Source organism: Streptomyces kanamyceticus (assembly GCF_008704495.1).
Lineage (GTDB): Bacteria > Actinomycetota > Actinomycetes > Streptomycetales > Streptomycetaceae > Streptomyces > Streptomyces kanamyceticus.
This window is the reverse complement of record NZ_CP023699.1, coordinates 6,477,852-6,492,325: the sequence shown is the minus strand read 5'-3', so window position 1 is coordinate 6,492,325 and position 14,474 is coordinate 6,477,852. Positions and strand designations below refer to the sequence as shown.

The 14,474-nt window shown below is 71.2% G+C and carries 11 protein-coding genes; 5 read left to right on the top strand and 6 right to left on the bottom strand.

Features of this window, described 5'->3' with window-relative positions; all coding sequences use genetic code 11:
• Positions 1-39 precede the first annotated feature (39 nt).
• Positions 40-360 carry a heavy-metal-associated domain-containing protein gene (locus CP970_RS27980; RefSeq protein ID WP_150494072.1) on the top strand — a complete coding sequence of 107 codons (321 nt, stop codon included), beginning with the start codon at positions 40-42 and terminating at the stop codon, positions 358-360.
• A gap of 104 nt (positions 361-464) precedes the next feature.
• Positions 465-2,723 (top strand): heavy metal translocating P-type ATPase, encoded by a 2,259-nt coding sequence (locus CP970_RS27975; protein ID WP_055552438.1) that lies wholly within the window; start codon positions 465-467, stop codon positions 2,721-2,723.
• Positions 2,724-3,209: 486 nt separating this feature from the next.
• Here the strand turns inward: CP970_RS27975 and CP970_RS27970 are convergent, their stop codons facing one another.
• Positions 3,210-4,508, bottom strand: a complete 1,299-nt coding sequence (locus CP970_RS27970) for a citrate synthase (protein WP_191094959.1) — start codon at positions 4,506-4,508, stop codon at positions 3,210-3,212.
• 178 nt (positions 4,509-4,686) lie between these two features.
• A complete protein-coding gene (gene recD2, locus CP970_RS27965) occupies positions 4,687-6,948 on the bottom strand; it encodes an SF1B family DNA helicase RecD2 (protein WP_191094958.1) in 2,262 nt (753 codons plus the stop codon).
• A 309-nt stretch (positions 6,949-7,257) separates the two neighbouring features.
• On the opposite strand from recD2, the gene CP970_RS27960 reads away from it, so the two are divergent.
• The gene (locus CP970_RS27960; RefSeq protein ID WP_055555443.1) at positions 7,258-7,797 is read left to right on the top strand and encodes a DUF937 domain-containing protein; all 540 of its coding nucleotides are present in this window, start codon (positions 7,258-7,260) and stop codon (positions 7,795-7,797) included.
• A gap of 24 nt (positions 7,798-7,821) precedes the next feature.
• Here CP970_RS27960 and CP970_RS27955 read toward each other — a convergent pair whose 3' ends face one another.
• From CP970_RS27955 to CP970_RS27945, 3 genes are read right to left on the bottom strand one after another with little or no spacing between them, the layout of a single operon-like run.
• Positions 7,822-8,658, bottom strand: coding sequence for a sugar phosphate isomerase/epimerase family protein (locus tag CP970_RS27955; protein ID WP_055555441.1), 837 nt, complete (start codon positions 8,656-8,658; stop codon positions 7,822-7,824).
• A complete protein-coding gene (locus CP970_RS27950; protein WP_055555438.1) occupies positions 8,655-9,812 on the bottom strand; it encodes a dihydrodipicolinate synthase family protein in 1,158 nt (385 codons plus the stop codon). Before CP970_RS27950 ends, CP970_RS27955 begins: the two co-directional genes overlap by 4 nt.
• Positions 9,809-10,984: a Gfo/Idh/MocA family protein gene (locus CP970_RS27945; RefSeq protein WP_055555436.1), complete on the bottom strand. Its 1,176-nt coding sequence runs from the start codon at positions 10,982-10,984 to the stop codon at positions 9,809-9,811. The genes CP970_RS27950 and CP970_RS27945 overlap by 4 nt, the downstream gene beginning before the upstream one ends.
• 154 nt (positions 10,985-11,138) lie before the next feature.
• On the opposite strand from CP970_RS27945, the gene CP970_RS27940 reads away from it, so the two are divergent.
• The gene (locus CP970_RS27940; RefSeq protein WP_055555434.1) at positions 11,139-12,185 is read left to right on the top strand and encodes a LacI family DNA-binding transcriptional regulator; all 1,047 of its coding nucleotides are present in this window, start codon (positions 11,139-11,141) and stop codon (positions 12,183-12,185) included.
• A 91-nt stretch (positions 12,186-12,276) separates the two neighbouring features.
• On the opposite strand, the gene pdxR is transcribed toward CP970_RS27940, so the two are convergent.
• The gene (gene pdxR, locus CP970_RS27935) at positions 12,277-13,791 is read right to left on the bottom strand and encodes a MocR-like pyridoxine biosynthesis transcription factor PdxR (RefSeq protein WP_055555432.1); all 1,515 of its coding nucleotides are present in this window, start codon (positions 13,789-13,791) and stop codon (positions 12,277-12,279) included.
• Positions 13,792-13,820: 29 nt separating this feature from the next.
• Here pdxR and CP970_RS27930 point away from each other — a divergent pair, with 29 nt between their 5' ends.
• Positions 13,821-14,432, top strand: a complete 612-nt coding sequence (locus CP970_RS27930) for a LysE family translocator (RefSeq protein WP_055555430.1) — start codon at positions 13,821-13,823, stop codon at positions 14,430-14,432.
• Positions 14,433-14,474 lie beyond the last annotated feature (42 nt).

The following is a 14,474-nucleotide window of genomic DNA, read 5'->3' as shown; positions in this document are numbered from 1 at the left end:
ACGTCGCACACGACCACCCGCCTCCCGGAGGAGAACGACATGAGCGCCCACACCGAGCTCCCGCAGGCCGCGTCCGAGACGACCGGCTCCTGCTGCTCCCCCAGCGGCTCCTGCCACTCGGACGCCGCCGAGGCGCCGCAGGGCGCCGTCACCACCGTGTACGAGGTCAAGGGCATGACCTGCGGCCACTGCGAGGGCGCCGTGTCGAGTGAGATCTCGGAGCTCACCGGGGTCACCTCCGTGACGGCCGTCGCCGCCACCGGCCTGGTCACCGTGGTCTCCGCGGCCCCGCTCGACGAGGCCGCGGTCCGCGACGCCGTCGACGAGGCCGGTTACGAGCTCAGCGGCGTCGCGTCCTGACGCCTGTCCCGCGGCCTGCCGGGTACCCCGGGCCCTGTGGTGTCGGCGCCGACACCACAGGGCCCGCCGCCGTCCCACCACCCCGGACGTAGTACGAAAGAGTCATGACCGAAGTCGAAGTCGAACTCGCCGTCGGCGGGATGACCTGCGCCTCCTGCTCCTCGCGCATCGAGAAGAAGTTGAACCGCATGGAGGGCGTGAGCGCCGCCTCGGTCAATCTCGCCACGGAGAAGGCGAAGGTCTCGTACGACGAGGGCGGCGGCGTCGAGGTCGCCCAGCTGATCGCGCTGGTCGAGAAGCTCGGTTACACGGCCCAGGAGATCGTGCCCGCCCCGCCGGAGCCGGTCGGAGGCGGGGACTCGCCGCCGCCGACCACCGCCGACATCACCGAGCCCGACACCCTCCGGCAGCGCCTGGTCGTCTCCGCGGCCCTCGCGCTGCCCGTCGTGCTGCTCGCGATGGTCCCCGCCCTGCAGTTCGACAACTGGCAGTGGCTCTCGCTGACCCTGGCCGCGCCCGTCGTCGTCTGGGGCGGCCTCCCCTTCCACCGCGCGGCCCTCACCAACCTGCGGCACGGCGCGGCGACCATGGACACGCTCGTCTCCGTCGGCACGCTCGCCGCCTTCGGCTGGTCGCTGTGGGCGCTGTTCTTCGGGGACGCCGGGATGCCGGGGATGCGGCACGGCTTCGACTTCACGGCATCGCCGGGCGACGGCGCATCGACCGTCTACCTGGAGGTCGCCGCGGGCGTCGTCACCTTCATCCTCCTCGGCCGCTGGCTGGAGGCCCGCTCCAAGCGGAAGGCGGGCGCCGCGCTGCGCGCCCTGCTCGAACTGGGCGCGAAGGACGTGGCCGTGCTGCGGGACGGGGCGGAGACCCGGATTCCGGTCGGCCGCCTCGCCGTCGGCGACCACTTCGTCGTACGCCCGGGAGAGACCGTCGCCACCGACGGAACCGTCGTCGAGGGATCGTCCGCCGTCGACGCATCGATGCTGACCGGCGAGTCCGTGCCCGTGGACGTGGGCGTCGGCGGTGCCGTCACCGGGGCGACCGTGAACACCTCGGGGCGCCTGGTCGTCGAGGCGACCCGGGTCGGCGCCGACACGCAGCTGGCGCGGATGGCGCGGCTCGTCGAGGACGCGCAGACCGGCAAGGCCCAGGTGCAGCGCCTCGCCGACCGCATCGCCGGGGTCTTCGTGCCCGTGGTCCTGCTCATCGCGACCGGCACGCTGGGCGGCTGGCTCGGCGCCACGGGCGACGCCACCGCCGCGTTCACCGCCGCCGTCGCCGTCCTGATCATCGCCTGCCCCTGCGCGCTCGGCCTGGCGACGCCGACCGCCCTGATGGTCGGCACCGGGCGCGGCGCGCAGCTCGGCATCCTCATCAAGGGCCCCGAGGTCCTGGAGTCCACGCGCCGCGTCGACACCGTCGTCCTGGACAAGACCGGGACGGTGACGACGGGGCACATGGAACTGACCGATGTGTACGTCGCGGGAGACACGGAGGAGAAGCAGCTCCTGCGCCTCGCGGGCGCCCTGGAGCACGCCTCCGAGCACCCGGTGGCCCGGGCCGTCGCGGCGGGCGCCACCGAGCACCTGGGGGCCGCGCCGCCCGCGCCGGAGCGGTTCGAGAACGTCGCCGGATTCGGGGTGCGCGGCACGGTCGAGGGGCACGAGGTACTCGTCGGCCGCGCCCGGCTCCTCGCGGACGCGGGCGTCACCGGCCTCGACGAGGTGGGCGCGCTGCGGGACACCGCCGAGGCCGCCGGGCGCACGGCGGTCCTCGTCGCCTGGGACGGCGTCGCACGCGGCGTTCTGGCGGTCGCGGACACCGTGAAGGAGAGCAGCCCCCGCGCGGTGCGCGAACTGCGCGCGCTCGGCCTGTCACCGGTACTCCTGACCGGTGACAACAAGGCCGTCGCCGACGCCGTGGCGCGGGAAGTGGGGATCGGTCCTGACGCCGTGTACGCGGAGGTGCTGCCCGAGGACAAGGTCGAGGTCGTGCGGCGCCTTCAGGGCGAGGGCCGGGTCGTGGCGATGGTCGGGGACGGCGTGAACGACGCGGCCGCGCTCGCCACCGCCGATCTGGGCCTGGCGATGGGCACGGGCACGGACGCCGCGATCGAGGCGGGCGACCTGACACTCGTGCGCGGGGACTTGCGGGTGGCCGCCGACGCCATCAGGCTCTCCCGCAAGACGCTCGCCACCATCAAGGGCAACCTCTTCTGGGCCTTCGGCTACAACGTCGCCGCGCTGCCGCTCGCCGCGGCCGGGCTCCTGAACCCGATGATCGCGGGCGCCGCGATGGCGTTCTCCTCCGTCTTCGTGGTGACGAACAGTCTGCGTCTGAGGACCTTCACATAAGCCCTTCACAGGGCCGTTTCAACATCCTCACGAGAGAGCCCCGATCCCCATATCGGGGCTCTTGCGCATGTACAGGACATATGCAAGAGACGCAGATCACAGTGATCCGAACGTAACCATTGAGGGGGGTCGCGAGTCTAATGGGGCGATGCAGGAAGATGTCTTGGGGGACGTCTTCTGGCATTTGGGGACATCTTGGGGGATGTTCCTTGAATTGCGTTGCCGGGGCACGTGCACCGGGGAGCTTTGAGCGGCCCTCCCGTACGTACGCGTCCCGGCAGACCGCAGGGCACGACCACAGACGCCCGGCCGGATCCCGTGGGGGGAATCCGCACCGGGAAAAAGGGAAGCGCCCCGACCGTCGACCCGTGGGGGGATCGATGGCGGGGCGCTTTCCGCTTTACGTGCCGAGGACGAGGGGCGCCCCGTAAAGGGCGCGGGGAACTGCGCGGCCAGCCACAGCGGGCCCGCAGATGCCCGAGAAGGTCAGCGACCCTCGACCGGGACGAAGTCCCGAAGAACCTCACCGGTGTAAATCTGCCGCGGACGGCCGATGCGCGAACCCGGCTCCTTGATCATCTCGTGCCACTGGGCGATCCAGCCCGGCAGCCGGCCGAGGGCGAAGAGGACCGTGAACATCTCGGTCGGGAAGCCCATCGCGCGGTAGATGAGACCCGTGTAGAAGTCGACGTTCGGGTACAGCTTGCGCTCGACGAAGTAGTCGTCGGCCAGCGCGTGCTCTTCCAGCTTCAGCGCGATGTCGAGCAGCTCGTCGGACTTGCCGAGGGCCGAGAGGACGTCGTGCGCCGCCGCCTTGATGATCTTCGCCCGGGGGTCGAAGTTCTTGTAGACGCGGTGCCCGAAGCCCATGAGCTTCACGCCGTCTTCCTTGTTCTTCACCTTGCGGATGAAGGTGTCGACGTCGCCGCCGGAGGCCTGGATGCCCTCGAGCATCTCCAGGACCGACTGGTTGGCGCCACCGTGCAGCGGACCCCACAGGGCCGAGATGCCGGCCGAGATCGAGGCGAACATGTTCGCCTGCGAGGAGCCGACCAGACGCACGGTGGAGGTCGAACAGTTCTGCTCGTGGTCCGCGTGCAGGATCAGGAGCTTGTCGAGCGCGTTGACCACGACCGGGTCCAGCTCGTACTCGGCGGCGGGCACCGAGAAGGTCATGCGCAGGAAGTTCTCGACGTAGCCGAGGTCGTTGCGCGGGTAGACGACCGGGTGGCCCTGCGACTTCTTGTACGCGTAGGCCGCGATCGTCGGAAGCTTGGCGAGAAGGCGGATCGTCGAGAGGTGACGCTGCTTCTCGTCGAAGGGGTTGTGGCTGTCCTGGTAGAACGTCGACAGCGCGCTGACCACGGACGACAGCATCGCCATCGGGTGGGCGTCACGCGGGAAGCCGTCGTAGAACCGCTTGACGTCCTCGTGCAGCAGGGTGTGCTGCGTGATCTCGTTCTTGAAGGTGGCCAGCTCGTCGACCTTCGGCAGTTCGCCGTTGATCAGGAGGTACGCCACCTCGGTGAAGGTGGAGCGCTCGGCCAGCTGCTCGATCGGGTAGCCGCGGTACCGGAGGATGCCCTGTTCACCGTCGAGATAGGTGATGGCGGATTTATAGGCGGCGGTGTTTCCGTAGCCGCTGTCCAGGGTCACCAGACCGGTCTGGGCGCGGAGCTTCCCGATGTCGAAGCCCTTGTCGCCCACGGTCGACTCGATCACCGGGTAGGTGTACTCGCCGTCGCCGTACCGCAGTACTACACCGTTGTTAGCGTTCTCGCTCACGTCATCCCTCACCGACGTTGTGCCTCTTCTTCGAGGTGCCCTGACTGTCTCTACCATCCCCCATTTGGCCCTGGAGAGTGCACTCGGGGTCGACCATTGGGCCTAATGGCGGCACTCAGTGCCGCCAACCTGCTCATCCTGCCCCCTTCGCCCCGGTTCCGGAAGTGCTCTGTGACCTTTACGACTCGTTTGATCGATCAAAACGTCCAGGGCCCTCCCCGCGGCGCCCCGAGAGCCTGAAATCCAGGGCCGTACAGCGCTTGCCCGCGGAGACCGTGCGTACCGCCTGGCCCAGAGCCTTGCGTGAACCGACAAGGACCACCAGCCTCTTGGCGCGTGTCACCGCGGTGTAGAGCAGATTGCGCTGCAGCATCATCCACGCGCCCGTGGTGACGGGTATCACCACGGCCGGGTACTCGCTGCCCTGCGAGCGGTGGATCGTCACCGCGTACGCATGGGAGAGCTCGTCCAGTTCGTCGAAGTCGTACGGGATTTCCTCGTCCTCGTCGGTCAGGACGGTCAGCCGCTGGTCGTCCGTGCTGAGCGAGGTGACCACTCCCACGGTGCCGTTGAAGACGCCGTTCTGCCCCTTCTCGTAGTTGTTGCGGATCTGGGTGACCTTGTCGCCGACGCGGAAGACGCGGCCGCCGAAGCGCTTCTCGGGCAGGTCGGGCCTGGCGGGCGTGATGGCCTGCTGGAGGAGGCCGTTGAGGTTCCCCGCGCCCGCGGGGCCGCGGTGCATGGGGGCGAGGACCTGGACGTCGCGGCGCGGGTCGAGGCCGAACTTCTTGGGGATGCGGTGCGCGGCGACGTCCACCGTGACGCGGCCCGCGTCCTCGGTCTCCTCCTCGACGAAGAGGAAGAAGTCCTTCATGCCCTGGGTGAGCGGCGGGACACCGGAGTTGATGCGGTGGGCGTTGGTGACCACGCCCGACTCCTGGGCCTGCCGGAAGATGCGGGTGAGGCGGACGGCGGGGACGGGGCTGCCGTCGGCGAGCATGTCCCGCAGGACCTCGCCCGCGCCGACGCTGGGCAGTTGGTCCACATCGCCGACGAAGAGCAGGTGGGCGCCCGGCGGGACGGCCTTGACCAGTTTGTTGGCGAGGAGCAGGTCCAGCATCGAGGCCTCGTCGACCACCACCAGGTCGGCGTCGAGCGGCCGCTCCTTGTCGTACGCCGCGTCGCCGCCCGGCCTCAGTTCGAGCAGGCGGTGGACGGTGGACGCCTCGGCGCCCGTCAGCTCGGCGAGGCGCTTGGCCGCCCGACCGGTGGGGGCGGCGAGGACGACCTTGGCCTTCTTGGCGCGGGCCAGCTCGACGACGGAGCGGACCGTGAAGGACTTGCCGCAGCCGGGGCCGCCGGTCAGGACGGCGACCTTCCGGGTCAGCGCGAGCTTGACCGCCTCCTCCTGCTCGGGCGCGAGCTCGGCTCCCGTGCGCTTGGCGAGCCAGCCGAGGGCCTTGTCCCAGGCCACGTCGCGGAAGCCGGGCATGCGGTCCTCGTCGGTCCTCAGGAGGCGCGACAGCTGGGCGGCCAGGGAGATTTCGGCGCGGTGGAAGGGCACCAGATAGACGGCGGTGACGTCCTCTCCGCCGTCCGGGCCCGGCACCCTCTCCTTGACGACCCCCTCCTCCTCGCCCGCCAGTTCGGCGAGGCAGTCGATGACCAGGCCCGTGTCGACCTGGAGGAGCTTGACGGCGTCGGCGATCAGGCGCTCCTCGGGCAGGAAGCAGTTGCCCTGGTCGGTGGATTGCGAAAGGGCGTACTGCAGACCGGCCTTGACGCGCTCCGGGCTGTCGTGCGGGATGCCGACCGACTGGGCGATGCGGTCGGCGGTGAGGAAGCCGATGCCCCAGACGTCGGCGGCGAGGCGATAGGGCTCGTTCTTCACGACGGAGATCGACGCGTCCCCGTACTTCTTGTAGATGCGTACAGCGATGGAGGTGGAGACGCCGACTCCCTGGAGGAAGACCATGACCTCCTTGATGGCCTTCTGCTCCTCCCAGGCGGCGGCGATCATCTTCGTCCGCTTGGGGCCCAGCCCCGGCACTTCCACCAGGCGCTTGGGCTCGGTCTCGATGATGTCGAGGGTGTCCACGCCGAAGTGCGTGGTGATCCGGTCGGCCATCACCGGGCCGATGCCCTTGATGAGGCCGGAGCCGAGATAGCGGCGGATGCCCTGGATGGTGGCGGGCAGCACCGTCGTGTAGTTCTCCACCGTGAACTGCTTGCCGTACTGCGGGTGGGAGCCCCAGCGGCCCTGCATCCGCAGCGACTCCCCGGCCTGGGCGCCGAGCAGCGCGCCGACGACCGTGAGCAGATCGCTCGCGCCGCGTCCGGTGTCGACGCGCGCGACCGTGTACCCGGTCTCTTCATTGGCGTACGTGATGCGCTCGAGGACCCCCTCGAGCACCGACATCGCCGGTGCCTGACTCGACATGATCCGACGCTACCGCCCGGCACCGACAGCGCGGGAAGCCTGTGGATAACTTTTGAAGGGCCCGGACAAGGGGCCCGAACTTTGAAGGGGCCCGGTCCAAAGACCGGGCCCCTTCGGGTTTCCCTCCCCTGTCAGAACCTCGCGATCCCCCCGGATCCCCCGGATCCCCCCAGATCCTGGTTCCCCCCTCAGAAGGCCTGACGCCAAGTACGACACGCGTGGTGGCCGAAGGGTTGCACGGAGTCGTCGAAGAGTTTTCGGGACGGTTTCCAGATGCTGACGAAGCGGGGCAGAAGTAGCGTTTGGCGCATGAGCGATTCCCAGTCCTTCGAGCAGGACGTGCTGAACGAGCTCGGCGACGACAAGCTCCAGGAGATCGCGGGCCTGCTCGGCACGGACGCGGCAGGGGCCCAGGACGTCGTGGGCACCACGGTGTCCGCGCTCTCCGGAGACCTCCAGGACAAGGCGGCCGCGGCGGACCCCGCGGAGGCCGACGAGGTGCGCCAGGCGTTCGCCGAGGTCGAGTCCGCCGAGCAGCCCCCCGCCTCCGGCGAGCAGCCCCTCCAAGGAGTGGCCGCCTTCGGCGGGTTGGGCGGGCTCGCCGCCGGCGGGATGATGTCCGGCGTCCTCGCCAGGATGAGCAAACCGGTCGCCAACGCGGTCTCCAAGAAGACCGGCATCCCCGCGCCGACGGTCTCCCGCGTCATCGAGATGCTCATCCCCGTGGTGCTCGCCGTGCTCACCAAGCGGGCGGCGAGCACGAAGGCCGACGGCGCGGCCCCGAAGGCGTCGGCATCCTCCGGTGGCCTCGGTGACCTGCTCGGTCAGATCCTGGGCGGCAAGAAGTAGCCGTACGGCCGGACGCTCGACGCCTCACACGTGCGTGCGGAAGCGTTCCGCCGTCTCCCGCAGGACCTCGCCGCCGTCGCGCGCCCACAGCTCCTCGTTGAAGATCTCGACCTCGATCCGCCCCGCGTACCCCGCGGCGTCGACCAGGGCGCGGAACGCCTTGAAGTCGACGCTGCCGTCGCCCAGCTGTCCCCGGCCGAGCAGCACGCCCGCGGGCAACGGCGTGATCCAGTCGGCCAGTTGGAAGGCGTGGATCCGGCCGCCGCGGCCCGCCCGTGCGATCTGCGCGGGCGCCTGGTCGTCCCACCAGAGGTGGTAGGTGTCCACGACGACGCCCACCTGCTCCGCGGGGAAGCGCTCGGCGAGGTCGAGGGCCTGACTCAGGGTGGAGACCACACAGCGGTCCGCGGCGAACATCGGGTGCAGCGGTTCGATGGCGAGCCGTACGCCCCGCTCGCGCGCGTAGGGGCCGAGCTCGGCCAGGGCGTCCGCGATGTGCTCCCTGGCCCCCACCAGGTCCCTGCTGCCGGGCGGCAGGCCGCCGGAGACCAGGACCAGCGTGTCGGTGCCGAGCGTGACCGCCTCGTCGATCGCCGCGCGGTTGTCGTCGAGGGCACGCGCGCGTGCGGCAGGTTCGGGGTCGGTGAAGAACCCGCCGCGGCACAGACTCGTGACGGCGAGGCCACTCTCGCGCAGGAGCCGTGCGGTGCGCTCGACGCCGTACTCCTGGACCGGGGAGCGCCACAGGCCGACGGCGGTGATGCCCTCCTTGACGCAGCCCGCGGCGAGGTCGGGGAGCGAGAGCTGCCTGACGGTCTCCTGGTTGACGCTCAGCCGGGACAGCGGGACCGGTGCGGTCATTGGGGCACTCCGTGGACGGCGAGCAGGGATCGCATGCGGGAGGCGGCGAGGGCGGGGTCGGGGAACAGGCCGAGCCCGTCGGCGAGTTCGTAGGCGCGGGCCAGATGCGGCAGCGAGCGCGCCGACTGCAGGCCGCCGACCATGGTGAAGTGCGACTGGTGGCCCGCGAGCCAGGCGAGCAGGACCACACCCGTCTTGTAGTAGCGGGTCGGCGTCTGGAAGAGGTGGCGCGACAACTCGACGGTGGGGTCGAGGAGTTCGCGGAAACCCTTGACGTCGCCCGTGTCCAGGACCCGTACCGCGTCGGCGGCCAGCGGTCCCAGCGGGTCGAAGATGCCGAGCAGCGCGTGGCTGAAGCCGTGGTCGTCGCCCGCGATGAGCTCGGGGTAGTGGAAGTCGTCGCCGGTGTAGCAGCGCACTCCCCGGGGCAGGCGGCGGCGCAGGGCGATCTCGCGGTCGGCGTCCAGGAGCGAGACCTTGATGCCGTCGACCTTGTCGGGGTGGGCGGCGATGACGTCGAGGAAGGTGTCCGTCGCCGCGTCCAGGTCGGCCGAGCCCCAGTAGCCCTCCAGGGCGGGGTCGAACATCGGGCCGAGCCAGTGCAGGATGACCGGTTCGGCGGCCTGGCGCAGGAGATGGCCGTACGTCTCCAGGTAGTCGTCCGGCGACGCGGCCGCCGCCGCCAGTGCGCGCGAGGCCATCAGGATCGGCTGGGCGCCGCTCGATTCGACGAGCTCCAGCTGCTCCTCGTACGCCGTACGGACGGTCAGAAGGTCCGCTCGGCCGCTGAGTTGGTCGGTCCCGACGCCGCACGCGATGCGGCCGCCGACCGCCTTCGCCTCGGCGGCCGAGCGGCGGATCAGCTCGGCGGCGCCCGCCCAGTCCAGGCCCATGCCGCGCTGGGCGGTGTCCATGGCCTCCGCGACACCGAGGCCGTGCGACCACAGGTGGCGGCGGAAGGCGAGGGTGGCGTCCCAGTCGACCGCGGCGGGCCCTTCCGGGGAGACGTCGGCGTACGGGTCGGCGACCACGTGGGCGGCGGAGAAGACGGTGCGGGAGGTGAGCGGGGAGCCGCCGTCCGTCGTGCGGGGCTCGGTGCGCGGGGTGTACGCGCGCGTGCCGCCGCCCTCGGCGGGAAGCAGGACGGTGCTCACAGCCCGATCTCCGATGCGCCGATCTCCGGTACGTCGATGCGGCGGCCCTCCGCCGACGAGCGCAGACCCAGTTCGGCAAGCTGCACGCCGCGCGCGGCCGCGAGGAGGTCCCAGCGGTAGGGCGCGTCCGCGTACACGTGCTTGAGGAAGAGCTCCCACTGCGCCTTGAAGCCGTTGTCGAACCCCTCGGGCCCCTGGTTGTCGGGGACCTCCTGCCACTGGTCGCGGAAGGAGTGGGTGGCGGGCAGGTCCGGGTTCCAGACGGGCTTGGGTGTCGTACTCCTGTGCTGTACGCGGCAGTTGCGCAGGCCCGCGACGGCCGAACCCTCCGTGCCGTCGACCTGGAACTCGACGAGTTCGTCGCGGTTGACGCGCACCGCCCAGGAGGAGTTGATCTGCGCGATCGTGCCGCCGTCCAGCTCGAAGATGCCGTACGCGGCGTCGTCGGCGGTGGCGTCGTAGGGCTTGCCGCCCTCGTCCCAGCGCTGCGGGACGTGGGTGGCGGTGAGCGCCTGGACACTGCGCACCCGGCCGAACAGCTCGTGCAGGACGTACTCCCAGTGCGGGAACATGTCGACGACGATGCCGCCGCCGTCCGCGGCGCGGTAGTTCCAGGAAGGCCGCTGGGCGGGTTGCCAGTCACCCTCGAAGACCCAGTAGCCGAACTCGCCCCTGACCGACAGGATCCGGCCGAAGAAGCCGCCGTCGATGAGGCGCTTCAGCTTGAGCAGGCCCGGCAGAAAGAGCTTGTCCTGGACGACGCCGTGCTTGATGCCCGCGTCCGTGGCGAGGCGGGCCAGGCCGAGGGCGCCCGCGAGACCGGTGGCGCTCGGCTTCTCCGTGTAGATGTGCTTGCCCGCGGCGATGGCCTTCTTGAGGGCCTCCTCGCGCGCGGAGGTGACCTGGGCGTCGAAGTAGATGTCGACGGACGGGTCGGCGAGGACCGCGTCGAGGTCGGTCGAGAAGTGCTCCAGGCCGTGCTGTTCGGCCAGCGCGCGCAGCGCGTGCTCCCTGCGGCCGATCAGGACCGGCTCGGGCCAGAGCACGGTGCCTTCGCCCAGATCGAGGCCGCCCTGCTCGCGGAGGGCGAGGATCGAGCGGACCAGGTGCTGGTGGTGGCCCATGCGTCCGGTGACGCCGTTCATGGCGATGCGCACGGTCTTCCGTGTCACGAAAGTCCCTCCGTAGGAGCGTAGCAAGCGCTTTCTATCTAGGGGCAAGCTAGCCTGCCGGACAAGGTTCGGACAAGGGCTTCGGACTTTCCGCCCGCAGCGGTGACCCTCGGGGCGGAGCAGTGACCAGAGCAGTGACCGGAGGACGACGAGAATGACCGTGACCCTGGCGGACGTGGCGGCCCGCGCGCAGGTCTCCCCCGCCACCGTCTCCCGCGTGCTGAACGGCAATTACCCCGTGGCGGCCGCGACGCGCGAGCGGGTGCTGCGCGCCGTCGACGACCTCGACTACGTCCTCAACGGGCCCGCGAGCGCGCTCGCCGCGGCCACCTCCGACCTGGTCGGGGTCCTCGTCAACGACATCGCCGACCCCTTCTTCGGGATCATGGCGGGCGCCGTGCAGTCCGAGATCGGCGGTCCCGGCGGGCGGGCGGGCGGCGAGCGGATGGCGGTGGTGTGCAACACCGGCGGCTCCCCCGAGCGCGAACTGACCTACCTCACCCTCCTCCAGCGCCAGCGCGCCGCCGCGGTCGTCCTCACCGGCGGCGCCATCGAGGACGCCGAGCACGCCGCCGCGATCGCCGGGAAGCTGCGGCGGCTCGCGGAGGCGGGGTCACGGGTGGTGCTGTGCGGGCGCCCGCCGTCGCCCGACACCGACGCGGTGGCGGCGCTCACCTTCGACAACCGGGGCGGCGGCCGCCAGATCACGGAGCACCTGCTGGGCCTCGGACACCGGCGCGTCGGCTACATCGCGGGCCCCGAGGAGCGCACCACGACGCGGCACCGCCTGGAGGGCCACCGGGCCGCGCTCGCCGCGCGCGGCATCGAGGACGACCCCGCGCTGACGGTGCACGGTCCCTACGACCGCCGCTCCGGGTACGACGCCACGGTCGAACTCCTGCGCCGCGCGCCCGACTTGACGGCGGTCGTCGCCGCGAACGACACGGTGGCGCTCGGCGCGTGCGCGGCCCTGCGCGACAAGGGCCTGCGCATCCCGGACGACGTGTCGGTGGCGGGCTTCGACGACCTCCCCTTCAGCATCGACGTGGTCCCCGCCCTGACGACGGTACGGCTGCCGCTGCACGAGGCGGGGGCGCGAGCGGGCCGCATCGCCATGGGCAAGGAGAAGCCGCCGCCGGGTGGGGTGGCGACGGTGCACGGGGAGTTGATGGTGCGGGGGTCCACGGCGGGGCCTCGATAGGGGTCGCGGGGGCCTGACCTCGACAGGAGGCCTTGGCGGGAGGCCTCGGCAGGAGGCCTTGGCGGGCCGGGCCTCACATTAGCCGCCGTCCTCACATCAGCCGTCCCAGCGCCGCCACCCCCTCCGCGATCTCCGCCGTGCCGGTCGCCGCGTAGCCGAGTACCAGGCCCGGAGCGTGCGGGAGTTGGGTGTGCCAGGAGAGGGGGTGGACCTTGACTCCGTGGGCGAGGGCGGCCGTGGCCAGGGCCGTGTCGGGGGCGTCGTACGCCGACGCGTCGAAGGTGATCGTCAAGTGCAGGCCCGCCGCCGCGCCGTGCACCTTCGCGCCCGGCAGGTGCGTCCCGATCGCCTGGATCATCGCGTCCCTGCGCCTGCGGTGGTGCTTGCGGATGAGGCGCAAGTGGCGTTCCAGGTCGCCCGATTCCATCAGGTGGGCGAGGACGAGCTGGGGCAGCGCCGCGTTGCCGAGGTCCACGAGGCGCTTGGCGTCCGCGAGGGCGTCCCGGTACGCGGGCGGGGCGAGCAGCCAGCCCAGCCGCAGCGCGGGCGCGAGCAGCTTGGACACGCTGCCCGCGTAGCAGACGTGCGCCGGGAGCAGGGCGTGCAGCGCGGGGACGGCGGGGCGGTCGTAGCGGTGCTCCGCGTCGTAGTCGTCCTCGATGACGAGGCCGCCTTCGCGGGCCCAGTCCATCAGTTCGCGGCGCCGTTCCCCGCCGAGCACGGCGCCGGTCGGGAACTGGTGGGCCGGTGTGAGCAGCACGGCGGGCGCCCCGGTGGCCCGCAGCGCGTCGACGCGGACGCCCTGCGCGTCCACCGGTACGGGCGGCGTGCCGAGCGGCCGCAGATGCTGGCGTACGCCGAGGGAGCCCGGTTCCTCGACAGCCACCTGGGAGATCCCTTCGGCGCGCAGTACGTCGACGAGCAGGCGCAGCGCCTGGGCCGTGCCGTTGACGATCATCACGTCGGCCGGGTCCGCGACGATCCCTCGGTTCCGGGAGAGCCAGCGCGCGACGGCGCCCCGCAGGGCGGGGGCGCCGCGCGGATCCCCGTACCCGAAGTCCGCGGGGGCGAGTCCGGCGAGCACGGCCCGCTCGGCGCGCAGCCAGGCCGCGCGCGGGAACGCCGACAGGTCGGGCAGGCCGGGTGACAGGTCGATGCGGGCGGGCGCGGCGCGGATGGCGTCGAAGACGCCGAGGTCGTCAGGGGGTGCGGTGAAGAGGCCATCGGAAGCAGATGACGGGCCGTCAACCACCCTGCGTGGGACGGGAGTCGGTCGCGTACGGGCCGGTGTCGCGAGGACCACCGTGCCGCCCCTGCCCCGGCCCGCCACGTGCCCGTCCTCCGTCAGGCGCCGGTACGCCTCGGTCACCACGCCACGGGAGACGCGCAGTTCGTCGGCGAGGGCGCGGGTGGCGGGGAGCCTGCTGCCGGTGGCGAGGCGCCCGTCCGCGATCGCGCCCCTGATCTGCCGCGCCAGCCAGTCGGCGATGCCGCCCCTTGGCGCGTCGCCGGTGTCGAGCTGGAGGAAGTCGGAGGTGGCGGGTGCGCCCCCGGGCCGCTCCGGCGTTATGGACCTGTCGGAAGCCGATCCATTGGACCTGTTCATGGAGCCATTGTGGCGCCAGGGTCGGGGACATGGAATTTCTGCTCACCTCCCTCGTCGTCTGTGTGACACCCGGTACCGGTGTCCTCTTCACGATCTCGGCCGGTCTCTCCCGGGGCACCCGCGCCGCGGTGATCGCCGCCGTCGGCTGCACGCTCGGTGTCGTACCGCACATGATCGCCGCGATCACCGGTCTCGCGGCACTCCTGAACGCCAGCGCGGTCGCCTTCGAGACGCTCAAGTACCTGGGCGTGGCCTACCTCTTGTACATGGCGTGGAGCACGCTGCGGGACAAGAGCGAGCTGACCGCGGAGCGCGGGGGCGAGGGCGCGGACGAGCCGCGCTCCGCGGGCCGCACCATCCTCACCGGCGTACTGATCAACATCCTCAACCCGAAGCTCACGCTGTTCTTCCTCGCGTTCCTGCCGCAGTTCGTGGCCGCGGACGAGCCCTACGCCTTCCTGCGCATGACCGAGCTCAGCGCGTACTTCATGCTGATCACGTTCGTGGTCTTCGCGGCGTACGGCCGGTTCGCGGCGGCGATGCGCAGTCATGTCATCTCGCGTCCGCACGTGGTGAGTTGGATGCGGCGCACGTTCGCGGTGGCGTTCGCGGCGCTGGGCGCGCGGCTGGCGTTTCTCTGAGACGCCGACCGCGCCCCGTGCGCGACGCCGTGTCCGCGACCT